The organism is Streptomyces sp. NPDC029466, assembly GCF_055574515.1.
The window spans coordinates 108,878-131,953 of the sequence record NZ_JBVHZH010000017.1 but is presented as its reverse complement, the minus strand read 5'-3'; the positions used below and the strand labels follow the sequence as shown (position 1 = coordinate 131,953).

Sequence of the window (23,076 nt, the reverse complement as noted above, 5' to 3'; positions counted from 1 at the left end):
CCGGGACACCCCGGCTTCTCCTCACTCCCACGCAACGGAGGCCCTGCGGTGAGCGAACTGCCGCAACAGCTGGCCAACGGACTCATCCTCGGCGCGATGTACGGTCTCATCGCGATCGGCTACACGATGGTCTACGGAATCGTCCAGCTCATCAACTTCGCCCATGGCGAGATCTTCATGGTCGGCGGCTTCGGAGCCCTCAGCGTCTACCTGGCGCTGCCCTCCGGTACCTCGCTGATCCTCGCCCTGCCGGCCATGCTCCTCGGCGGTATCGCCGTATCCGTCCTCGTCGGCATCGCAGCGGAACGATTCGCCTATCGCCCGCTGCGCGGCGCCCCACGCCTCGCCCCCCTCATCACCGCCATCGGCCTGTCCATCGCCCTCCAGCAAGCCATCTGGAAGTGGTACCCCGACGGCAAACAGGCCCGCGTCTTCCCCCAGTTCAAGGGCCACGCCTTCGACATCCTCGGCGCCACCGTCCAGCGCGGCGACCTCTTCGTCCTCATCGCCGCCCCCGCCTGCATGATCGCCCTCGGCTTCTTCGTCGCCAAGACCCGCAGCGGACGCGCCATGCAGGCCACCGCGCAGGACCCCGACACCGCCAAGCTCATGGGCATCAACACCGACCGCATCATCGTCCTGGCCTTCGCCATCGGCGCCGCCTTCGCCGGTGTCGCCGCCGTCGCCTACGGACTGCGCACCGGCGAGGTCCAGTTCCGCATGGGCTTCATCATGGGCCTCAAGGCCTTCACCGCGGCCGTGCTCGGCGGCATCGGCAACATCTACGGGGCCATGCTCGGCGGTGTCGTCCTCGGCGTCGCCGAAGCCCTCGCCACCGCCTACATCGAGGAAATACCCGGCATGGAGCAATTCGGCGGCGGAGCCTGGAAGGACGTCTGGGCCTTCGTCCTCCTCATCCTCGTACTCCTCCTGAGACCACAGGGCCTCCTGGGCGAACGCGTCGCGGATCGGGCGTGATACCGATGACCACCCACACCACCACCCCGGCCCGCGGCCTGATCCCGCTCCCCGAGCGCACCGCGCGCCTCGTCACCGCCGCCGGCGCCCTGGCCACCACCGCCAGCACCGCCCTCGCCTGGACCTGGAGCAGCGACTTCCCCGGCGACCTCACCTACTACCTCTCCCCCGCCGGCCTCCAGATCATCACCCTCGTCGGCGGCCTCCTCACCCTGCTCCTCGCCTGCGCGGCGCTCGGCGTCCGCGGCCTGCAATGGCTCACCCCCGCGGGACGCCACGCCCCCACCCTCCTCGCGGCCCTCGCCACCTTCGCCGCCACCTGGTTCACCCTGCTCTCCATCGCCGTCGAGCTGCACGGCCTGATCAACCTCGAACCCGGCGGCGCCGTCGCCGGACTCGCCTCCCTGATCACCGTCGCCGGCGCCCTCGCCCTGCCCCCCGACCAGGTCCCCGACACACCGCCGAGCAACCCGTGGCGGCGCTTCACCGCGAGCCTGGCCGCCTCCCCCCTACGGCCCCGCACCCGTGAACTCCCCTCCTGGGCCGAGATCCTGATCATCGCGGCCGCCTTCGCCGCCGGGCTGCTCGCCTTCACCTACGGGATCGACACCGACGACGGCGCCCCCTTCGTCGGCTACCTGATCTTCATGGTGCTGGCCATCCCCGCCCTCAACCGGGCCGGACTCATCGCGCGGCTCACCGCACTGACCCACACCCACCGCGGCGTGGCCCTCGGCGCGGCCTTCATCGCCGCCGCCTGCTTCCCCCTCACCCAGGACACCGACCAGTACACGATCATCGGGGCCAACATCCTGATCTTCGCGACCGTCGCCCTGGGCCTCAACGTCGTCGTCGGCCTCGCCGGACTGCTCGACCTCGGCTACGTCGCCTTCCTCGGCGTCGGCGCCTACGCGGCCGCCCTCGTCTCCGGCTCCCCCGAATCCGCCCTCGGGCTCCACTTCCCCTTCTGGGCGGCCCTCCTGACCGGCGCCGCGGCCTCCCTGATCTTCGGCGTCCTCATCGGCGCCCCCACCCTGCGCCTGCGCGGCGACTACCTCGCCATCGTCACGCTCGGCTTCGGTGAGATCTTCCGCATCGCCATGCTCAACCTCAACGGCACCACCGGCCCCGACGTCACCAACGGCGCCATGGGCATCCCCAACATCCCCAACCTCGAAATCTTCGGCTTCAACTTCGGCGAACCGCACACCATCCTCGGCATCCCCATCGCCACCTACGGCAACTACTACCTGCTGATGATCCTCGTGACGGCCTTCGTCGTCCTCGTCTTCCGGCGCGCCGCGGCCTCCCGCATCGGCCGCGCCTGGATCGCCATCCGCGAGGACGAGACCGCCGCCATCGCCATGGGCATCAACAGCTTCCGGCTGCGCCTGCTGGCCTTCGCGCTCGGCGCCGCGCTCGCCGGACTCGCCGGCACCGTGCACGCCCACGTCGTCACCACGGCCACCCCCGAGCAGTTCCAGTTCGCCGGGCCCCAGCCGCCCAACTCCGCCTTCCTCCTCGCCGCCGTCATCCTCGGCGGCATGGGAACCCTCAGCGGACCCCTCGTCGGCGCCGCCCTGCTCTTCCTCATCCCCGCCAAACTCGACTTCCTCCAGGACTACCAACTCCTGCTCTTCGGCATCGCCCTCGTCCTCCTGATGCGCTACCGCCCCGAGGGCCTGATCCCCGACCGCAGGAAGCAGCTGGAATTCCACGAGACCGGCCAACTCGACGTGCCCGACCAGCGCCTCCCGGACGCAGACGCCACCCTCGGCGCCACCAAGGCAAAGGCGTGACGACCATGACCACAGCACCCAGCCTCGCACCCGCCACTGACACCGTCCTCAAGGCCGACGGCGTCACCATGCGCTTCGGCGGACTCACCGCCGTACGCGGCGTCGACCTCACCGTCGGCGCCGGCGAAATCGTCGGCCTCATCGGCCCCAACGGTGCCGGCAAAACCACCTTCTTCAACTGCCTCACCGGCCTCTACGTGCCCACCGAAGGCACCGTCAGCTACCGGGGCACCCGCCTCTCCCGCAAACCCCACCTCGTCACCCAGGCCGGCGTCGCCCGCACCTTCCAGAACATCCGCCTCTTCGCCAACATGACGGTCCTGGAAAACGTCCTCGTCGGGCGGCACACCCGCACCAAGGAAGGACTCTGGTCCGCGCTCCTCCGCAGCCCCGGCTTCAAAAAGGCCGAACGCACCAGCGAAGAACGCGCCATGGAACTCCTGGAGTTCACCGGCCTCGCACACAAACGCGACCACCTCGCCCGCAACCTCCCCTACGGCGAACAACGCAAGCTCGAAATCGCCCGCGCCCTCGCCAGCGAACCCGGACTGCTGCTGCTGGACGAACCGACCGCCGGCATGAACCCCCAGGAAACCCGCGCCACCCAGGACCTCGTCCTCGCCATCCGCGCCCAGGGCATCGCCGTCCTCGTCATCGAGCACGACATGCGCTTCATCTTCAACATGTGCGACCGCGTCGCCGTCCTCGTCCAGGGCCAGAAACTCGTCGAAGGCACCGCGGACGTCGTCCAGGCCGACGAACGCGTCATCGCCGCCTACCTGGGCACCCCCGTCGAGGACGTCGCACCACCGGACCGGCCCACGGACACCGCGGCCGCGCCCGACCCGGCCGCCGCCGAGACCCCGGACCCGGCACCGGCAGCAGAACCCGACGCAGCAGACGGGACGGCCCCCGCAGACCGGCCGGCCCAGGGACAGACCGGAGACACCCCATGACCGCACTGCTCGAGGTCGAGGACCTCCGCGTCGCCTACGGCAAGATCGAAGCCGTCAAAGGCATCTCGTTCTCCGTCGAAGAAGGCCAGGCCGTCACCCTCATCGGCACCAACGGCGCTGGAAAAACCACCACCCTGCGCACCCTCTCCGGCCTCCTCAAGCCCCTGGCCGGCAAGATCACCTTCGATGGCGAACCGCTCAACGGCGTCCCCGCCCACAAGATCGTCGAACGCGGCCTCGCCCACTCCCCCGAAGGCCGCCGCCTCTTCCCCCGCCTCACCATCGCCGAAAACCTCAAGCTCGGCGCCTTCCTCCGCAAGGACGCCGACGGCATCGAGACAGACATCCAGCGCGTCTACGACCTCTTCCCCATCCTCGGCGAACGCAGCAAACAAGCCTCCGGCACCCTCTCCGGCGGCGAACAGCAAATGCTCGCCATGGGCCGCGCCCTGATGTCCCGCCCCAAACTCCTCATGCTCGACGAGCCCTCCATGGGCCTCTCCCCGATCATGATGCAGAAGATCATGGAGACCATCCGCGAACTCCGCTCCCAAGGCACCACCATCCTCCTCGTCGAACAGAACGCCCAGGCCGCGCTCTCCCTCGCCGACCAGGGACACGTCATGGAAATCGGCCGCATCGTCCACTCCGGCAGCGGCGAATCCCTCCTCCACGACGAATCCGTCCGCAAGGCCTACCTCGGCGAGGACTGACCCGCCCCCGGCCTGCAATACGAGCGGCCCCGCACCGGTCAACACCGGTACGGGGCCGCTCACACGCTCGGCAGCGCCTACTGATCCTTCTGCTGCTTCTTCTCCTCGGCGTCCTCGATGACCGCCTCGGCGACCTGCTGCATCGACAGCCGCCGGTCCATCGACGTCTTCTGGATCCACCGGAACGCGGCCGGCTCCGTCAGCCCGTACTGCGTCTGGAGAATGCTCTTCGCCCGGTCCACCAGCTTCCGGGTCTCCAGCCGCTGGGTGAGGTCCGCGACCTCCTTCTCCAGCGTCCGCAGCTCGGTGAACCGGCTCACCGCCATCTCGATCGCCGGAACCACATCGCTCTTCGAGAACGGCTTCACCAGATACGCCATCGCACCCGCGTCCCGCGCCCGCTCCACCAGCTCACGCTGCGAGAACGCGGTCAGCATCAGCACCGGCGCGATGCTCTCCTCGGCGATCTTCTCGGCCGCCGAGATACCGTCCAGCACCGGCATCTTCACGTCCAGGATCACCAGGTCGGGACGGTGCTCCCGGGCCAGCTCCACAGCGGTCTGCCCGTCCCCGGCCTCGCCGACGACGGTGTAGCCCTCCTCCTCCAGCATCTCTTTGAGATCGAGACGGATGAGGGCCTCGTCCTCGGCGATCACGACCCGCGTGGTCAGCGGCGGGACATGCGACTGATCGTCATCGGCGACGGGCTGCTCGGGCTCGGCGGCGCTCACGGGACTCCTCATTCCAGGCAGGTGGTGCCATTGCAGCCTACCTAGAGGCGGCCATAGTGACGCACACGGTAGGGTGTCTCTCGCAACCGGCCCGGTTGGTGGAACTGGTCAGACACGCGGCTCTCAAACAGCCGTGCCCTTGGGCATGTGGGTTCGAATCCCACACCGGGCACCTTTGAACAAGTGGAATTGCACCTTCGCGTGATTCGCACGCACTTTCGTTCCCTTCTCGCGCTTCGTCACGCACAGTGATGTCATGAACTTCCACGGCACAGACGTGCGACACCAAGCAATCACCCAGCTCCGCGCGGGGGCAAGGAACGCGGATGTGGCCCGCGCGCTGGGCGTCCCCCTCGGCACCATCGGCTACTGGCGGCACGTGGACCGCGCCAAGCGCGGAGAGTGTCCGGGCGCCCACAACCCGAAATGCCCACGGTGCGACGGGCGCGAACTCGACGCAGGTGCCTACGCCTATCTCCTCGCCCTCTACCTCGGCGACGGCCACATCATCCGGTATTCGGCGCACCGAGTACCGAGTCTCATGATCGCGTGCGGCAACGGCTGGCCGGGCCTCATGGACGCCTGCGAAGCTGCGATGCGAGCAGTCTTCCCCGACAACTCCGTATGCCGGGTCCGCCGGACCGGCTGCCACAACGTGAAGGTCTACTCGAAGCACTTATGGTGCATGTTCCCCCAACACGGCCCCGGCAAGAAGCACGAGCGGTCGATCGTGCTCGAACCCTGGCAGCAGCGGATCGTGGACGAGCACCCCTGGGAGTTCCTCCGCGGGCTGATCCACTCCGACGGCTGCCGGATCACCAACTGGACTACGCGCATGGTCGGCGGCGAGCGCAAACGCTACGAGTACCCGCGGTACTTCTTCACCAACAAGTCCGACGACATCCGGCGGCTCTTCTCGGACACCCTCACGAGAGTCGGCGTCGAATGGACCGTCCTCGCCCGCGGCAGCGACCCGTTCAACATCTCCGTAGCCCGGAAATCCTCCGTCGCCCTCATGGACCAACACATCGGGCCGAAGTACTGACAGGGACGGCAGTCAGGTACCTCGGCCCAGCGGGAGCGCGGTGCGGGTGGGGCTACTTCGGGGAGTCGTCCTCGCCGATGTGGTGGACGCGGACGAGGTTGGTGGAACCGGGGACGCCGGGCGGGGAGCCGGCGGTGATGATGACGACGTCGCCCTTCTGGCAGCGGCCGATCCGCAGGAGCTGCTCATCGACCTGGGCGACCATCTCGTCGGTGGAGTTGACGGTCGGGCCGAGGAAGGTCTCCACGCCCCAGCTGACGTTGAGCTGGGAGCGGGTGGCCGGGTCGGGGGTGAAGGCCAGGAGCGGGATGGGCGAGCGGTAGCGGGAGAGGCGGCGGACGGTGTCGCCGGACTGGGTGAAGGCGACGAGGAACTTCGCGCCGAGGAAGTCGCCCATGTCGGCGGCGGCGCGGGCGACGGCGCCGCCCTGGGTGCGGGGCTTGTTGGCCTCGGTGAGCGGCGGGAGGCCCTTGGCGAGGAGGTCTTCCTCGGCGGCCTCGACGATGCGGCTCATGGTTTTGACGGTCTCGGTGGGGTACTTCCCGACGCTGGTCTCGCCGGAGAGCATCACGGCGTCGGTGCCGTCGATGACGGCGTTGGCGACGTCGGAGGCCTCGGCGCGGGTGGGGCGGGAGTTGTCGATCATCGAGTCGAGCATCTGGGTGGCGACGATGACCGGTTTGGCGTTGCGCTTGGCGAGTTTGATGGCGCGCTTCTGGACGATCGGGACGGTTTCGAGGGGCATTTCGACGCCGAGGTCGCCGCGGGCGACCATGATGCCGTCGAAAGCGGCGACGATGTCGTCGATGTTGTCGACGGCCTGGGGCTTTTCGACCTTGGCGATGACGGGCAGGAAGCGGTTTTCCTCGCGCATGATGCGGTGGACGTCTTCGATGTCGCGGCCGCTGCGGACGAAGGAGAGGGCGATGATGTCGGCGCCGTAGCGCAGGGCCCAGCGGAGGTCGTCCCGGTCCTTTTCGGAGAGGGCGGGGACGGAGACGGCGACGCCGGGGAGGTTGAGGCCCTTGTGGTCGGAGACCATGCCGCCTTCGATGACCTTGGTGCGGACGTGGGGTCCGTCGACGCCGGTGACTTCGAGGGTGACCTTGCCGTCGTCGACGAGGATGCGTTCGCCGGTGGTGACGTCGGCGGCGAGGCCGTCGTAGGTGGTGCCGCAGATCTGGCGGTCGCCTTCCACGGCCGGTTCGACGGTGATGGTGAACTCATCGTCGCGTTCGAGAAGTACGGGGCCTTCGCGGAATCGGCCGAGGCGGATCTTCGGGCCTTGAAGATCGGCGAGGATGCCGACGCTGCGGCGGGTTTCTTCGGACGCTTTGCGGACCCGGTCGAATCGTGCCTCGTGATCGGCGTAGGTGCCGTGGCTGAGGTTGAAGCGGGCGATGTCCATTCCGGCGTCAACGAGGGCTTTGATCTGCTCGTACGAGTCGGTGGCGGGTCCCAGAGTGCAGACGATCTTTGCTCGGCGCATGTTTCGACTCTATGACTTACCGAGCGGTAGGGAACTGTAAGAAAGTGACTGCCCAACGAGCGCTTGATGAAAGGCTGTTGACAACTAATGAAATGCGCGCGATGGCGCTCCGATGAGCGGAATATAGCCCTCGCGGCGGGTGGTCTCACAGTACGGGACGGGTCATCGTAAAGCGTGCGTTGACATGGGCATAGACGGCCTGGCGCTGGGGTTCGAGATCGAGGGCGGGGGCGGATTCCTGGGTGGCGCCGCCATAGCCGGCGAAGGAGCGCATGGCGGGGGCGGCTGTGGGGGCGGTGTTCTCGGCGCCGAGGTCGGCGATTTCGAGGAGGGCGTCGAGACGGGCGCCGAGGGCTTCGGCGTATTCGCGGGCGCGCTGGACGGCTTCGCGGACGGCCTGGGTGCGGGCGGCGCGGTGGGCGGGTGAGTCGGGGCGCAGGGCCCACCAGGGGCCGTCGACGCGGGTGAGGTCGAGGTCGGCGAGGCGGGTGGTGAGTTCGCCGAGGACGGTGAAGTCGTTGAGGGTGGCGGTGTGGGTGACGCGTCCGTGGTAGGCGCGGATGCGTTCGTGGCGGCCTTTTTCGGTGAGCTGGGGGGTGAGGCTGAAGGTGCCGGTTTCGAGTTTTTCGATGGCGTCGCCGTAGCTCTTGATGAGGGTGAGGGCGGTTTCGTTGCGGCGGGTGAGGTCGGTGAGGGCGGCGCTGCGGTCGGTGCCGCGGGCGCTGACGGTGACGGCGAGGCGGGCGATTTCGGGGTCGACTTCGAGGCGGGCTTCGCCGCGTACCGCGAGGCGCGGGGTGTCGGGGGTGCCGTAGGGCAGGGCGGTGGGGGTGGTGCCGGTGGTGGGGACGGCGGGGGTGTCGTCGGCGTCAGTCATGGGGGGGGCTCCCGGATGCGGGGGTATGGGTGGTGAAGGGTCGCATATCGGGACGGCCGGTGGCGGGTGGTCAGGCCGCCGGGTGTGGGGTGTTCCGGGAGGGCGGCCCGCCAGAACCTACGCGCGTCGTCCACCGGTGTGGCGGCGTTCGTCCGCGTGGTTCCGCGTTCGCTGCGGAAATGCGCGGAGAGCTGTGATTTTCCGCTGCTGGGGGCGAATGCGGTGGAGGCGAGATCCCTGCGCCCGGCTTTCCGGCGAACTCCGCAGGTGCCGGGGCGGGTAAGGGTGGCGATGCTGGATCCGTCGACGATGACGAATGCGGACGGTATTCCGGGTGACCACTACGACCTGGTGCGTGGGGTGTCGTACGAGGTCGTTATCGCGAACCGGCGGGGCGGCGGATCGGGAAGCTGATGTTCGACGGGAAGCCGTCGGATGATGCGCGCGGTTCGTGCCGGCGGTGAGGAATTGCCGGGCGAGTGGTGGCGGCAATTTCCCGTATGGGGCGGCTGCCGAGCAGGTGAGCCCGGGCGGGGGCCGGGAGGTTGCCCCCGTGCGGGCGGCGGGTGCGGGTCAGCGGCGGGGCACGAGGGTGGAGCCCTGGCGGGGGACCGTGCCCGCGCGGCCCGTAGTGGGCTGCGGGAGGCCGAAGGTGGTGAAGGCGGTGCGGGTGGGGAGCGGGTAAGGGGTGTTGCCGGTGAGGGAGTTGAGGATGGTGGCGCTGCGCCAGGCGGCGAGGCCGAGGTCGGGGGCGCCGACGCCGTGGGTGTGGGTTTCGGCGTTCTGGACGTAGACCGAGCCGGTGATGGCGGGGTCGAGGACCAGCCGGTGGTGGGCGTCGATGCGGGGGCGGGCGCCGGAGTCGCGCCGTACGTAGGGGTCGAGGGCGGCGAGCAGGGTGTCCATACGGCGTTCGCGGTAGCCGGTGGCGAGGATGACGGCGTCGGTGGTGAGGCGGGAGCGGGTGCCTTGCTGGATGTGGTCGAGGTGGAGTTCGACCTTGGTGGTGCCGACGCGGCCCGCGGTGCGGACGAAGACGCCGGGGGTGAGGGTGGCGTCGGGCCAGCCGCCGTCGAGGGTGCGGCGGTAGAGCTCGTCGTGGAGGGCGGCGAGGGTGGTGTGGTCAATGCCTTTGTGGAGCTGCCACTGGCCGGGGACGAGGTCGTCGCGGACGCGTTCGGGGAGGGCGTGGAAGTAGCGGGTGTAGTCGGGGGTGAAGTGTTCGAGGCCGAGCTTGCTGTATTCCATGGGGGCGAAGGCGGGGGTGCGGGCGAGCCAGTGCAGGCGTTCGCGGCCGGCGGGGCGGGCGCGGAGCTGGTCGAGGAAGATTTCGGCGCCCGACTGGCCGGCGCCGATGACGGTCACATGGTCGGCGGCGAGCAGGCGTTCGCGGTGGTCGAGGTAGTCGGCGGAGTGGATGACGGGGACGGCGGGGGCGTCGGCGAGGGGGCGTAGCGGGACGGGGATGTGGGGGGTGGTGCCGATGCCGAGGACGAGGTTGCGGGCGTAGGTGCGGCCGAGGGCCTCGGCTTCGCCGTCGGTGTCGAGCTGGGTGAAGTCGACTTCGAAGAGTTCGCGTTCGGGGTTCCAGCGGATGGCGTCGATCTGGTGGCCGAAGTGGAGGGTGGGGAGTTTTTCGCTGACCCAGCGGCAGTAGGCGTCGTATTCGGCGCGGTGGATGTGGAAGCGCTCGGCGAAGTAGAAGGGGAAGAGGCGTTCGCGGGTCTTGAGGTAGTTGAGGAAGGTCCAGGGGCTGGCGGGGTCGACGAGGGTGACGAGGTCGGCGAGGAAGGGGACTTGGAGGGTGGCGCCGTCGATGAGGAGGCCGGGGTGCCAGTGGAAGGCGGGGCGCTGGTCGTAGAAGGCAGTGCGGAGCTGGGTGAGGGGGTGGGCGAGGGCGGCGAGGGAGAGGTTGAAGGGGCCGACGCCGATGCCGGCGAGGTCGAGGGGTTCGTCGGGGCTCGTGGTGTCGGTGGCGAGGGGGCCTTCGGGGGGTGGAGTGCTGCTCATCTGGGGGTGTGGCCTTCCACGAGTTTGAGGAGGGTGGTGAGGTCTCCGGGTTGGGTGTGGGGGTTGAGGAGGGTGGCCTTGAGCCAGAGCCCGGTGGGAGTGGTGGCGCGGCCGAGGACGGCCTGGCCGTCGGTGAGGAGGGTGCGGCGGATGGTGGCGAGGGTGGTGTGGTCGGCGCCGGCGGGGCGGAAGAGGACGGTGCTGAGGGTGGGGCGGGAGTGGAGTTCGTAGCGGGGGTGGGCCTCGATGAGGTCGGCGAGGGTCTGGGCGGCGGCGAGGGTGCGGTCGACGAGTTCGCCGAGGCCGTGGCGGCCGAGGGCCTTGAGGGTGACCGCAATTTTGAGGATGTCGGGGCGGCGGGTGGTGCGCAGTGAGCGGCTGAGCAGGTCGGGGAGGCCGGCTTCGGTGTCGTCGTCGGCGTTGAGGTAGTCGGCCTGGTGGGCGAGGGGTGCCAGGGTGGCGGGCCCGGGGACGGCGAGGAGACCGGCCGCGACGGGTTGCCAGCCGAGTTTGTGCAGGTCGAGGGCGACGGTGTGGGCGCGGGCGAGGCCGTCCAGGGCGGCGCGGTGGGTGTCGCTGAAGAGGAGGGCGCCGCCGTAGGCCGCGTCGATGTGGAAGCGGGCGCCGTGCTGTTCGGCGACGTCGGCGAGGGCGGGCAGGGGGTCGATGGCACCGGAGTCGGTGGTGCCCGCGGTGGCGGTGAGGAGGACGGGGCCGGTGCGTCCGGCGAGGTTGGCCAGGCAGCTGTGGACGGTGTCGGGGGTGAGGATGCCGTCGGGGGTGGGGAGGGTGAGGGGTTCGGGGAGGCCCAGGAGCCAGGCGGCGCGGTGGATGCTGTGGTGGGCGTTGGCGCCGCAGACGATCCGGAGGGGGCGGGCGGGCCGGTGGGGGTCGGTCGCGGTGCCGTCGGGGGCGGCGGCTTCGCGGGCGAGGAGCAGGGCGAGCTGGTTGGATTCGGTGCCGCCGGTGGTGATCAGCGCGTCGGGGTCGGTGGCCTGGGGGTAGACCAGCGCGGCGAGGGCGCGGCTGGTGAGGGCTTCGAGGGTGGAGGCGGCGGGGGCCTGGTCCCAGGAGTCCATGGAAGGGTTGAGGGCGGCGGCGGCGAGGTCGGCGGCGGCGGCGAGGGCCAGCGGCGGGCAGTGCAGATGGGCGGCGCAGTGCGGGTCGGCGGGGTCGGCGGCGCCGGCGGCGAGGGTGTGGACGAGGGTGCGCAGGGCGGCGAGCGGGCCGCTGCCGTGGTCGGGGAGCAGGGGGTGGCAGGCGTCGCGTACGGTGCGGGCGACCGTCTCGGGGCCGCCGGGGGGCAGGGGGCCGGCGCGGTCCTCGGCGCCGGTGGTGAGGGCGTCGAGGACGGTGTCGAGGAGGGGGCGGAGTGCGCGGGGGCCGTTGGTGCCGCCTGCGAGGGCGGTGCCGGCAGGGGGCACAGGCATCAATGTGCTCTTCTGTCAGGGGAGTTCGGGCCGCGGTCCGGTGTGGACGGACCCTTTTAGGCGGCCCTAAGTTACTTTCCCTGTACGGTGCGTATCCACTGATGTCGCGGTCATACCACCCGTAAGTGGTACGGGTGTTTACCGCAGAGGTTCGGGTGCCGCCGGCTGCCGGTCCGGCGGCACCCGCTGCGTTCAGCCGGCGGTCACCGCGCGGCCGGCCGCAGCGCGTACCCGCAGGGCCCGCCGCAGGTCGTCGAGTTGGTCGACGAGCTTACGGCGCAGGGCCGGGATCGGGTCGCGGTCGGTGAGGCAGGTCTCGCCGAGCCGGAGGGTGTGGTCCTCGACGAAGGGCGCGGGGAAGGCGTTGCGGCCGGCGGCCGCGGCGAGGGCCGGGCCGCGGGCGGCGGCGAGGGCGGGGACCTCGGTGAAGTAGCGGTCGACGTAGGGGCGGAGCAGGTCGAGCTGTTCGGGGGCCCAGAAGCCGGTGGCGGTGGCCGTGAAGAGGTAGTTGGAGAGGGCGGCCTCGCCGTCGGTGGTGAACAGGGCGTCCCAGGCGGCCTGTTTGGCGGCCAGGTCGGGGAGCGCGGCGTGGCAGCGGGCGGCGCCCTCGCGGCCGGTGGCGCTGGGGTCGCGGGCGAGTTCGGCGTCGATGGCGTCCGGGGTGGTGGCGCCGAGGGTGGCGAGCCGGCCGAGGATGCGCCAGCGCAGTTCGGGGTCGAGACGGGGGCCGCCGGGGACGCTGCCGTCGTCGAGCCAGTCCTGGATGCCTTCGGGGGTGGTGGCGCTGTCGATGAAGGCACGTACGGCGGTGAGCCGGAGTCCTGCTTCGGTGCCGTGTTCGGGGCCTTCGGTGCGGCGGAGTATGTCGCGGCTGAGGGCGGTGAGGGTGCTGAGGGCGCTGTGGCGTTCGGGGAGGGCGAGGTACTGGTCGGCGATCTGGGTACGGGCGAAGGCGAGGACGCCCCGGACGAGGGCGAGGTCGGTCTCGTGCGGGAGGTGGGCGCGGGCGGCGTCCAGATAGGCGGTGGGCGCGAGTTCGCCGTCGCGGACCATGTCGCGGGCGGCGTTCCATACGACGGCGCGGGTCAGCGGGTCGGGGAGGCCGGACAGGGCGCCGAGGACGGTGTCCCAGGAGACGGGGTCGAGGCGGACCTTGGCGTAGGTGAGGTCCTGGTCGTTGAGGAGGAGCAGGGCGGGGCGGCCGCCGGTGGCCGCGTGGGAGCCGTCGTCGGGCACGTCCCAGGACAGCGGTTCGCGTGGCACGAGGCGGCCCGGGGCGGCGCGGTCGTGGTCGTAGAGCCCGACGGTGAGACGGTGCGGGCGGGTGCCGTCCGCGCTGCCGGTCTGCTCGACGGACACGCTCCAGTTGCCGTCCGCGGCCTCCTGCACGACCGGGGTGAGGGTGTCGACCCCGGTGGTGCGCAGCCAGCGCGTGGCCCAGGCGTGCACATCGCGGTCGGTGGCGCGGGCGAGGGAGTCGAGGAAGTCGGCGAGGGTGGCGTTGCCGAAGCGGTGCCGGGCGAAGTGCTCGTTGATGCCGGTGAGGAAGTCCTTCTCCCCCATCCAGGCGACGAGTTGGCGCAGTGCGGAGGCGCCCTTGGCGTACGAGATGCCGTCGAAGTTGAGCAGCGCGGAGGCGGTGTCGGGGACGTCCGCGGGGGTGGGGGCGACGGGGTGGGTGGACGGCCGCTGGTCGGCGTCGTAGCCCCAGCCCTTGCGGGCGACGGCGAAGTCGGTCCAGGTGTCGGTGAAGCGGGTGGCCTCGGCCAGGACCTGGTAACCCATGTACTCGGCGAAGGACTCGTTCAGCCAGATGTCGTCCCACCACTGGAGGGTGACCAGGTCGCCGAACCACATGTGGGCCATTTCGTGGGCGATCGTCACGCCGCGGGTCTGGCGTTCGGTGTCGGTGACGGCGGAGCGGTAGACATACTCGTCGCGGAAGGTGACCAGGCCGGGGTTCTCCATGGCGCCCGCGTTGAACTCGGGGACGAATGCCTGGTCGTAGGAGTCGAAGGGGTACGGCTCCTCGAAGATCTCGTGATAGCGGTCGAAGCAGCGGCGGGTGAGGTCGAGGATCTCCCCGGCGTCGGCGTCCAGGTGCGGCGCGAGCGACCGGCGGCAGTGGATGCCGAAGGGCAGTCCGGCGTGCTCGGTGCGGACCGAGTGCCAGGGGCCGGCGGCGACGGCGACCAGGTAGGTCGAGATGAGGGGGGTCGGGGCGGCCTCCCAGCGGCCCTCCCCCAGATGTTCGGTGCGGCCGTTGGCGAGCACCGTCCAGTCTTCCGGGGCCTGGACGGAGAGCGCGAAAACGGCCTTGAGGTCGGGCTGGTCGAAGGCGGCGAAGACGCGCTGGACGTCGTCCATGAACAGCTGGGTGTAGACGTAGCTCTCGCCGTCGGCCGGGTCGGTGAAGCGGTGCATGCCCTCGCCGGTGCGGGAGTAGTGCATGGCGGCGTCCAGCCGCAGCTCGTGGGCGCCGGGGGCCAGGCCGGTCAGCGGGAGGCGGTTGTCGTCGAGGGCCGCGGGGTCGAGCGGCCGGCCGTCGAGGGTGACGGAGTGCAGCTCGGCGGGCCTGAGCTCGACGAAGGTGTCGCCGCCGGTGCGCGCGGTGAAGTGGATGACCGTCCGGGAGCCGAACCGCTCCGCGCCTCGGGTGAGGTCGAGGGCGACCTCGTAGCGGTGGACGTCGATGAGCCGGGCTCGGGTCTGCGCCTCGTCGCGCGTCAGTTGGGGCATGGGGCCATGCTGCCGTACCGCCTGCGGCGGGGGCAGGTGGGTTTGGGGGGTGTGCGGTTTTTGGCTGCGCCCCTGTTAGTCGCCGTACGTTGTTTGGTGCGGCGCCGTGGTGGCTGGGCGCGCAGTTCCCCGCGCCCCTGAGGGGGCGCCGTACGTCGTTTGGTGCGGCTCCGTTGTGGCTGGCGCCGGGCGGCTTGTCTGGCTGCCGCGGGGGCCGGAGGGGACGCACCGGGACCCGTCCTCGGCGCGGGCGACGCGGCTACGAGCGATCGAGCACCCCGGCGTTTGCTCCGGTCCTGCGGGCGGGCCCCGGTACATCCCCTCCGACCGTCCCCCGTTGCCGACTGCCGGACGGTGGCACCGTCCGTCACAGCCCCCGCGACGGCCCGCGCCCAAGCTGCGGGGCTAGTTCGGCCAGGTGCCTGCCAAGGGGTCCCGCTGCACGGCTGCCGTAACGGTCATCGGTATGGCGGGTCAGTCGCGCATGGACGGAGGTCGGAGGGGATGCCCGGTGAGCCGCCCGCAGGACCCGGAGCGAACAACGGGGCGAAGAACCTCTGGGACCCGCGTCGCCCGCGCCGAGGACGGCTTACCGGGCGTCCCCTCCGACCCAACCACCCACCAACCGAAGGCGCACGACGCCCAGCCACCGGCAACCCGCACCCACCCCCAGCCACCAGCAACCCCGGTCAGCCGCTCCAGCCGCTGACCAAAGGGGGATCGTTCGGGTCCGGGATCTTCGTGGACCAGCCGCCGGGCACGTTGTGGGCCTGGCGGTCGCGGAAGCGGATGGGGGCGGTGCCCACGCGGCGGGTGAAGAGGCGGCTGAAGTAGGCGGGGTCGTCGTAGCCGACGCGGCGGGCGACGGCGGCGACCGGGAGTTCGGTGCCTACCAGGAGTTCCTTGGCGCGGCCCAGTCGTATGCCGAGGAGGTAGTCCTTGGGGCTGCAGCCGGCGCCGCGGCGGACGGCGGTGCGGAGTTCGGCGGGGGTCATACCGTGCCGGGCGGCGTGTTCGGCGACCGAGAGGGGGAGGAAGGCGTCGCGGGCCAGGGCCTGGAGGACGGGGTCGCCGTCGGCGTCGGTGTCGGCGCGGGCGCGGCGCAGGGCGACCAGGAGTTCGTGGACGGCGGCGGAGGTCTCGACTTCGAGCAGGGGGTTGCCGCGGCGTGCGGCCCGTGCGATGCGCCCGACCGCGGCCCGCGCGGGTCCGGTGTCCGCGAGCGGTACGACGGGCCGGTCCGGCTCGATGTAGCCGAGTTCGGTGTAGGTGGCGGCGGCCGGGCCGGTGAAGTCGACGAAGCTTTCGTCCCAGCCGGTCTCGGGGTCGGCCCCGTAGTGGTGCACCACGCCCGGTGTGATCCACAGCAGGGCGGGGGCGGTGACCGGGTGGCGGCGGCCGTCGGGGGCGGTGCACCAGCCGCGGCCGGCGCTGATGATGATGGCGACGTGGTGGTCGAGGGTGCGCGGGCCGACCGTGGGCAGGGCGCCGTGCTGGAGGCCGACGCCCAGGCACACCAGGCCGAGCCGGTGGTGGACCGGGTTCGGCGTGAAGTACCGCATCCAGGTGTGGTACACGCCCGGCCTCCCGTCGCTCCGTGTCTCTCCGTGTCTCTCCGTGCCGCTCCGTCGAACCGTCCAAGCAGGGTCGATCTTTGTCCATGGACCGGCGCACCGCCAGAGGGCGAGGGTGACCGATGACGTATCGATGACCGTGCCCGTACGGCCCGTCGGCGCCCAGGTGGCCACGGCACGGCGCCGGCGGCACGGGACGACACAGGGGCGGGGCGACGTGGCGCGGTGTGCGGTGGGCGAGCGGGACTTCACGGTGGACGGGCGGCCGGTGCGGCTGCTGTCCGGTGCGATGCACTACTTCCGGGTGCACGAGGCGCAGTGGGGCCACCGGCTGGCGATGCTCCGGGCGATGGGGCTGAACTGCGTGGAGACGTATGTGCCGTGGAATCTGCACGAGCCGCGGCCCGGGGAGTTCCGGGACCCGGAGGCGCTGGGCCGGTTCCTGGACGCGGCGCAGGCGGCGGGGCTGTGGGCGATCGTCCGCCCGGGGCCGTACATCTGCGCGGAGTGGGAGAACGGCGGGCTGCCGGAGTGGCTGACCGGGCCGCTGGGGCGGCGGGTGCGGACCCGGGACGCGGAGTATCTGCGGGCCGTGGACGCGTGGTTCGGGCGGCTGCTGCCGCAGGTCGTGGCACGTCAGTGTGACAGCGGCGGGCCGGTGATCCTGGTGCAGGCGGAGAACGAGTACGGCTCGTACGGGAGCGATGCCGGCTATCTGGTGTGGCTCGTGGAGCGGCTGCGGGCGCTGGGGGTACGGGTGCCGTTGTGCACCTCGGACGGGCCGGAGGACCACATGCTGAGCGGCGGTTCGGTGCCCGGCGTCCTGGCCACCGTCAACTTCGGCTCCGGGGCCCGGGAGGCGTTCGCGGCGCTGCGCCGCCATCGGGCGGACGGGCCGCTGATGTGTATGGAGTTCTGGTGCGGCTGGTTCACGCACTGGGGGCGCAGCGAGCAGCCGCGTGCCGCGGAGGACGCGGCGGCGGCGCTGCGGGAGATCCTGGAGTGCGGTGCCTCGGTCAATGTCTATATGGCGCACGGCGGGACGAGCTTCGGCGGCTGGGCGGGCGCGAACCGCGCGGGTGAGCTCCAGGACGGGGAGCTGCGGCCGACGGTCACCTCGTACGACTACCAGGCGCCGGTCGATGAACGCGGGCGGCCGACCGAGAAGTTCTGGCGGTTCCGGGAGGTGCTCGCCGAGTACGCGGAGGGGCCGCTGCCCCCGGTGCCGGAGCCGCTGCCCGTACTGGCGGCTCCGGTGCGTGCGGTGATCGGGGAGTGGGCGCCGGCCGGGGAGGTGCTGGCGGCGCTCGGCGGTGCGGAGGTCGAGGCGGCCGGCCCGGCGACGTTCGAGGAGCTGGGGGTGGACCGGGGGCTGGTCCGCTATCAGGTGACGGTTCCGGGGCCGCGGGGGCGGTACCCGCTGCGGGTGCGCGGGCTGCGGGACCGGGCGGTGGTGTGCGTCGACGGGGAGCCGCGGGCCGTGGTGGACGGCGAGGACGCGGTGCTCGGTGAGGTGGCGGGGCCGGCGTCGGTGGAGTTGTGGGTGGCGTCGCTGGGGCGGGTCAACTACGGGCCGCGGCTGGCCGAGTCGAAGGGGATCGTGGGCGGGCTGCTGCACGAGCGGCAGTATCTGCACGGGGTGCGGTCGCGGGGGCTGCGGCTGGACGCGCTGGAGGCGGCGGGGGCGACGGACCGGGTGCCGTTCCGGGCGGTGGCGGAGGCCGGTGCCGGTGCCGGTGCGGGTGCCGGTGCCGGTGCGGGTGCCGGTGCGGGGCTGTACCGGGGGACGCTGACGGTGGGCGGGCGGCCCGGTGACGCGGAGCTCGCGCTGCCGGGCTGGCGTCACGGGTTCGCCTGGATCAACGGGTTCTGTCTGGGCCGCTATCGGGCCGAGGGGCCGCAGCGCACGCTGTACGTGCCGGGCCCGGTGCTGCGCGAGGGCGACAACGCGCTGCTGTTGTGGGAGTGGGAGGGCGCCCCGGCCCTGGTGGGAAGAGGGGCGGGGGCGCCCGGTCTGTATCCCTGCACGGCAGGGAGCTGAGGGCGGCCGTGGGGGCGCGCCGGCCCCGCCCCCACGGCCCGGCTACACCTCGCGCACCTCGAACGCGTCCAGGACGAACTCCGCCGTCCCGTCGTCACCCACCTTGCGCAGTCCCACCCATGCCGTGCCCTCGGCCGGGGCGGTGAACTCATAGGTCCAGCTGGTGGGTCGGGTCGCCACCGGCAGCGGGCGGCGGCTCAGCTCGCGGGGCGCCGGCGCGTCGACGGCGGTGACCCAGGCGTACTGGCCGGCCTTTTCGTTCTCGTAGCGGAAGGTGACCCGGTAGCGGCGGCCGGCGGCGAAGCGGACGGTGTGCGGGACGGTCCGGTAGACCAGCCCGGTGTTCTCGCCGCGTGACTTGAGCGAGGAGCCGCCGTCGATGACGTCGTCGATCGCCTTGCCGTTCCAGCCGCGCTGGGTGAACGGGGCGTGCCGCTGGGCGATATGGGTGCGCGGGTCGGTGCTGCCGCCCGCGTCGCCCTTGACGAAGACGCCCCAGCCCTGGGGGACGTGGGCGAAGTCCTCGTAGGCCAGGGCGCCCTTCTTGGTGGTGGGCCGGGCGGGCACGACGCGGACGTTGTCGAAGCGGACCCGGGCCCGGGCGGCCGCCGCGGTCAGGGCGAGGGTGACCGGGCCGCCGCCCTCGGGGACGGTGAAGTGCGTGAACAGGCGCTGGAAGCGGGTGCCGGATTTGCGGTCCGCCGCCACGTAGTTGCCTGCGGTGGAGGTGTCCGTCCAGTTGGTGGCGGTGACTCCGTCGGCGGTGCGGACCTCCAGGCCGGCCCGGCGCCGTTCGCCCGCCGTGGCCCCGACCTCGATCTGGACGGAGGCGGCGTAGCTGCCGGGGGTGAGCCGGGCGAGCTTCTGGGCGACGGTCGCGGCGCCGCCCGCGCCGATGACCAGCTCGTAGTCGCCCGGCTTGCTGAGCTGGACGGAGGCCGGGCCGCTGGTCCGCCAGCCGTCCAGGGTTCCGGAGTGGAAGCCGGGGTCGGTGACGGGGGTGCCCTCGCCCCAGTGGGGGTCGCCCTGAGCGGGGGCCCGGGTGCGGTGGACGACGTAGGCCACGCCGGGCTCGGCGGTGAGGGTGATCCTGCCGTCGTTGACGGGGATCCGGGTCTCCTGGGTGCGGCCCTGGTCGGTGAGCCGGTAGGCGTAGACGGCGCGGGCGGCCGACCAGCCCCGGGGCAGCGTCCAACTCGTGCTGCCACCACGGGGGTTGTAGTGGTAGAGCTTGTCGGGGTCGGTGGCCCGGCGGGGCTCCCAGGGGAGCAGATAGCTGCCGTCGTCGTAGACGAGGCGGCCGTCGGTGGTGATCCGGCGGCTGCCTTCGGCGTCGCTGACCGAGGTCCTGGTGGGGCCCTCGAAGGTGATCTCGTGCGCGCCCCAGGTCTTGATCGGGTATGCCTGGAGGTATTTGGCGGGCAGCGCGTCGGTCCAGATGATCGTGTGGAAGGCGTGCCAGTCGGTCTTGCCCACCCAGCCCTCGAAGTTGCCCATCCGGCCGTGGCCGAGCAGCGTGGGCCACTTGTCGGCGAAGACGTCCTTGTGGTGGTGGTGCAGGAAGCGGATCAGCTGGGAGTTGATACCGCGTGAGGTGTCGGGGCCGTAGTCGGTCTCGTTCGCCCAGTGCGACCACAGGGCGGAGCGTTCCAGGCCGTGGCCCCATTCGGTGGTGATCTGCCAGCCCTGGTCGCGCAGATGGCGCTGGAGCCGGTCGGAGTTCCAGCCGGACTCGCGGAAGACGTCGAGGTAGAGGGTGTTCAGCGCGGGGTCGGTCTCTTCGCGCAGCTGGGCGAAGCGGCGGGCGATGTCGCCGGAGACCAGATCGCGGCGGGCGTCGATGCGGTAGGACTGGTCGAGCCAGTCCCACTGTTTGTCGTCCTTGTTGACGAGCGTTTCGGAGAAGGCGTGCGCGACCGGGTAGGACTCGGTGGCGTTGACGTGCACCGCGAAGTCGCTGTTCCACTTCTTGCCGGCGCGGAGCAGGGCGTTGAGGTCGGTGAGGCCGCCGGCCCGCTCGTTGTAGTTGCCGCCGTAGTCGGGGTGGGCGGAGTCGTGGCCCTCGGACTGGTAGCCCTTGAGGAGGGTGAACTGCCGCAGTCCGTCGGTGGCCAGCGCGATGCGCTTGACGGTGTCGAGGGTGGCGAGAAAGGGGTTGGTGGCCTGGCTGGCGAAGTTGAACGGGATGTGCGGGACGACCCGCAGATGCTGTTCGTCGGCGCCCAGCGGCCGCACCATGATGTCGCGCAGCGCGATCGCGCCGTCCTGCCAGTCGGCGGTGCCGTCGCCGTTGCGGTCGCGGGTGACGACGACGGTCGCGTACGGCAGCGGGTCGGTGGTGTCCACTTGCTGGCCGGCCGCCCGGTGGGTCCACTGGCCGCAGCCGAGCTGGGCGGTGACGAAGCCGTCGCCGTGCACGGTCTGCCGCCACAGCCTGCCGTTCTCCCAGGTGGTGGCGCCGGTGGGCCGGTCGTAGCAGGTGTTGGTGTCGATGCCGGCGGCCAGTTGGCCGGTGGCGACGACGGCGTAGGCGCATCCGGTGGGGGTGGCCTCGGCGGGGGTGTCGTCGGTGACCCGTACCAGGGTGTCGCCGCTGGTGGCCTTGTCGAGGGCGATCCGGGCGGCGAGCAGGGTGGCGTCGGGCTGGTCGCTGCGGACGGCGAGCAGGGCGAGGCCGGGGATCTCCAGGGTGCCGACGCGCAGTGCCGGGGTGTCGGTGATGCCGGTGACCCGCCAGGTGGTCCGCCGGCCGTGGACGGCGATCTCGACGGTGATCCTGGTGCCGCCGTCGAAGGTGAGGGTGTAGGTGGCGCGGCCGGCGCGGGCGCGGTGGGTGACCCGGGGGGTGTGGGCGGTGCCGTCGATGAGGACCCGGGTGACCGGGGTCTGCCCGCCGTGCAGCACGGCGCCGGTGCCTCGGTCGGTGTAGGAGACGACGCGCGGGAAGGCGGTGTCGACGCGGACCTCCAGCGCGTCGGACCGCAGCAGTGCCTCCGCCGCGCGGGGTGCGGCCGTGGCGGGCCGTGGGGCGAGCGGGAGGGCGCCGGCGACCCCGGCGAGCGCGGTGGCGGCGACGACCTTTCGGCGGCTGGGCCCGGCCGGGGCTGCGGTCTGTTCGTTCACGCGCACGGTCCTCCTTCGTGCCTGCACTGCCTGTCGGCGGACAGCGTGCTGCCGGTGCGGGGCGTGCGCCTATGGACAAAGGAGGGGCAGGTGTTGGACAGATGTGCGGCGGGCGGGGCAGGCGGCGGGCCGCCGTCGAGAGAGGGACCAGGCGAGCCCGCCGTCGAGAGGCAGGTCAGGCCGTGGCGCCGCCGTCGAGGGGCAGGACGGCGGTGAGTTCCCAGCCGCCCTCCGGCGCCGGGCCCGCGGTGAGCCGGCCGCCCATCGCCTCGGCCCGTTCGGTGAGTCCGGCCAGGCCGAAGCCCCCGCCGCGGGCCTGTTCGGAGAGGCGGGCGGGGGCGCCGCCGTCGTTGGCGATGCGCAACTCCACCCCGCGGGGGACGGACCGCAGGCCGATCCGTACCGCCGTGGCGTCCGCGGCATGCTTGCGGATGTTGGTGAGCGCCTCGCGCACGATGCGGTGAACGGCCGCGGCCACCTCGGCCGGCAGCGCGTGCGCGGCGCCGGTTTCGAGGGCGAGGACGACCGGCGGGCCGGTACGGGCGAACGTGTCGGTCATCGCACGGACCTCCGCGAGCCCGGCGAGCGGATGGGCCCGCGCCCCGTCCTCACGCAGTACCCGCACCAGTCGGCGCATCGCGCCCAGCGCCTCGCTGCCGGCGTTCTCGATCCGTGCGAAGGTGGCGTCGGCCGGCGGGCCCTGGAGGCCGGTGCAGCGCGCGGCGCGGGCCTGGACGACGATGCCGGTGACGTGGTGGGCGATCAGGTCGTGCAGCTCCCGCGACAGTTCCAGACGTTCGGCGGCCCGGACCGCGGCGAGATCGCGCAGCCGCTGGGCGTCCTGCCGGCGCAGGGTCAGCGAGTAGGCGGTGACGACCACGGTGAGTACCGCCTGGACCACGGTGAACAGGCCAGGGCGGAGGTCGCGCAGCGGGGTGAGGACGCAGGCCAGGCCCAGCAGCGGACCGAGGGCGGCGGCGGTGCGGCCGGGTGCCCGGCGGACCACGGCGGCGAGCAGCAGGAGCAGGGCGAGTCCTTCGCCCAGGCCCCATACGTGGGGTGGGCGCGGTCCGGCGATCAGCAGCGCGGACCCGGTCAGGGAGATCACGGCCGCGGCGGCGGCCCGGGCGGTCAGCGGGATCCGGGCGCCGGGCACCGTGCACAGGCAGACCGCGAGGGCGGTCGCCCCCATGACGGCGTGCGGCCGGGCGGGCTCGTGGGCCATCGCCACGGTCTCCAGCCCGGCGAGGAGCAGCACAAGCACCGCCGGGCCGGCCGCGGTCGCGATGCGGCGCGGTGGCCGGCTCGTCGGCCGCCCCGGCAGGGGGCTCATCCGCGGGACCCGTCCGGTGTTGCCGTGCGGTTCACCCCCACGCCGCCGTCGTGGGGGCATCGTCCGGTGTCTCGAGGGGATCGTGCTGACCGCCGAGCAGGACGTAGGCGAGGGTCGCGGCGGAGGCGGCGAGGAGCAGGGCGGCGAAGACAGTGGTGCGGCGGTCGCGGTCGGGCGCCGGGGGCCGGCGGCGGGGCTCGGGGGTCATGCCGTTCACGCTAGGGAGGTGGTGGCGGGG

General features: G+C 71.9%; 16 protein-coding genes and 1 tRNA gene. 7 read left to right on the top strand and 10 right to left on the bottom strand.

Annotated elements, in window-relative coordinates; genetic code table 11:
• Positions 1–48 precede the first annotated feature (48 nt).
• From ACZ4XD_RS15750 to ACZ4XD_RS15735, 4 genes are read left to right on the top strand one after another with little or no spacing between them, the layout of a single operon-like run.
• Positions 49–978, top strand: a complete 930-nt coding sequence (locus ACZ4XD_RS15750; RefSeq protein WP_042161795.1) for a branched-chain amino acid ABC transporter permease — start codon at positions 49–51, stop codon at positions 976–978.
• A 5-nt stretch (positions 979–983) separates the two neighbouring features.
• The gene (locus tag ACZ4XD_RS15745) at positions 984–2,777 is read left to right on the top strand and encodes a branched-chain amino acid ABC transporter permease (protein ID WP_468042404.1); all 1,794 of its coding nucleotides are present in this window, start codon (positions 984–986) and stop codon (positions 2,775–2,777) included.
• A gap of 5 nt (positions 2,778–2,782) precedes the next feature.
• Positions 2,783–3,733, top strand: coding sequence for an ABC transporter ATP-binding protein (locus tag ACZ4XD_RS15740; RefSeq protein WP_468042402.1), 951 nt, complete (start codon positions 2,783–2,785; stop codon positions 3,731–3,733).
• Positions 3,730–4,446, top strand: coding sequence for an ABC transporter ATP-binding protein (locus ACZ4XD_RS15735; protein ID WP_468042400.1), 717 nt, complete (start codon positions 3,730–3,732; stop codon positions 4,444–4,446). The genes ACZ4XD_RS15740 and ACZ4XD_RS15735 overlap by 4 nt, the downstream gene beginning before the upstream one ends.
• 77 nt (positions 4,447–4,523) lie before the next feature.
• On the opposite strand, the gene ACZ4XD_RS15730 is transcribed toward ACZ4XD_RS15735, so the two are convergent.
• A complete protein-coding gene (locus tag ACZ4XD_RS15730; protein WP_085924824.1) occupies positions 4,524–5,189 on the bottom strand; it encodes an ANTAR domain-containing response regulator in 666 nt (221 codons plus the stop codon).
• Positions 5,190–5,266: 77 nt separating this feature from the next.
• On the opposite strand from ACZ4XD_RS15730, the gene ACZ4XD_RS15725 reads away from it, so the two are divergent.
• Positions 5,267–5,349 (top strand) — tRNA-Leu (locus ACZ4XD_RS15725).
• An 84-nt stretch (positions 5,350–5,433) separates the two neighbouring features.
• Positions 5,434–6,222 carry a helix-turn-helix domain-containing protein gene (locus tag ACZ4XD_RS15720; RefSeq protein ID WP_468042398.1) on the top strand — a complete coding sequence of 263 codons (789 nt, stop codon included), beginning with the start codon at positions 5,434–5,436 and terminating at the stop codon, positions 6,220–6,222.
• Between the two features lie 52 nt (positions 6,223–6,274).
• Here ACZ4XD_RS15720 and pyk read toward each other — a convergent pair whose 3' ends face one another.
• The 6 genes from pyk to ACZ4XD_RS15690 form a co-directional block, all read right to left on the bottom strand.
• Complete coding sequence (gene pyk / locus ACZ4XD_RS15715) at positions 6,275–7,711, bottom strand: pyruvate kinase (RefSeq protein ID WP_468042396.1); 1,437 nt, start codon at positions 7,709–7,711, stop codon at positions 6,275–6,277.
• Positions 7,712–7,856: 145 nt separating this feature from the next.
• Entirely contained in the window at positions 7,857–8,588 is a 732-nt protein-coding gene (locus ACZ4XD_RS15710; RefSeq protein WP_468042394.1) for an SIMPL domain-containing protein, read from the bottom strand.
• Positions 8,589–9,161: 573 nt separating this feature from the next.
• Positions 9,162–10,598, bottom strand: coding sequence for a lysine N(6)-hydroxylase/L-ornithine N(5)-oxygenase family protein (locus tag ACZ4XD_RS15705; protein ID WP_468042392.1), 1,437 nt, complete (start codon positions 10,596–10,598; stop codon positions 9,162–9,164).
• Positions 10,595–12,028, bottom strand: a complete 1,434-nt coding sequence (locus ACZ4XD_RS15700) for a pyridoxal phosphate-dependent decarboxylase family protein (protein ID WP_468042390.1) — start codon at positions 12,026–12,028, stop codon at positions 10,595–10,597. The genes ACZ4XD_RS15705 and ACZ4XD_RS15700 overlap by 4 nt, the downstream gene beginning before the upstream one ends.
• Positions 12,029–12,220: 192 nt before the next feature.
• A complete protein-coding gene (gene pepN / locus ACZ4XD_RS15695; RefSeq protein WP_468042388.1) occupies positions 12,221–14,767 on the bottom strand; it encodes an aminopeptidase N in 2,547 nt (848 codons plus the stop codon).
• A 689-nt stretch (positions 14,768–15,456) separates the two neighbouring features.
• The gene (locus tag ACZ4XD_RS15690; protein WP_468042386.1) at positions 15,457–16,344 is read right to left on the bottom strand and encodes a helix-turn-helix domain-containing protein; all 888 of its coding nucleotides are present in this window, start codon (positions 16,342–16,344) and stop codon (positions 15,457–15,459) included.
• 214 nt (positions 16,345–16,558) lie between these two features.
• Here ACZ4XD_RS15690 and ACZ4XD_RS15685 point away from each other — a divergent pair, with 214 nt between their 5' ends.
• Positions 16,559–18,382, top strand: a complete 1,824-nt coding sequence (locus ACZ4XD_RS15685; RefSeq protein ID WP_468042421.1) for a glycoside hydrolase family 35 protein — start codon at positions 16,559–16,561, stop codon at positions 18,380–18,382.
• 42 nt (positions 18,383–18,424) lie between these two features.
• On the opposite strand, the gene ACZ4XD_RS15680 is transcribed toward ACZ4XD_RS15685, so the two are convergent.
• The 3 genes from ACZ4XD_RS15680 to ACZ4XD_RS15670 form a co-directional block, all read right to left on the bottom strand.
• On the bottom strand, positions 18,425–21,505 hold the full coding sequence (locus tag ACZ4XD_RS15680) for an endo-alpha-N-acetylgalactosaminidase family protein (protein WP_468042384.1): 3,081 nt from the start codon (positions 21,503–21,505) through the stop codon (positions 18,425–18,427).
• 175 nt (positions 21,506–21,680) lie between these two features.
• Positions 21,681–22,838: a sensor histidine kinase gene (locus tag ACZ4XD_RS15675; RefSeq protein ID WP_468042382.1), complete on the bottom strand. Its 1,158-nt coding sequence runs from the start codon at positions 22,836–22,838 to the stop codon at positions 21,681–21,683.
• 31 nt (positions 22,839–22,869) lie between these two features.
• Complete coding sequence (locus tag ACZ4XD_RS15670) at positions 22,870–23,046, bottom strand: hypothetical protein (RefSeq protein ID WP_468042380.1); 177 nt, start codon at positions 23,044–23,046, stop codon at positions 22,870–22,872.
• Positions 23,047–23,076: the final 30 nt, after the last annotated feature.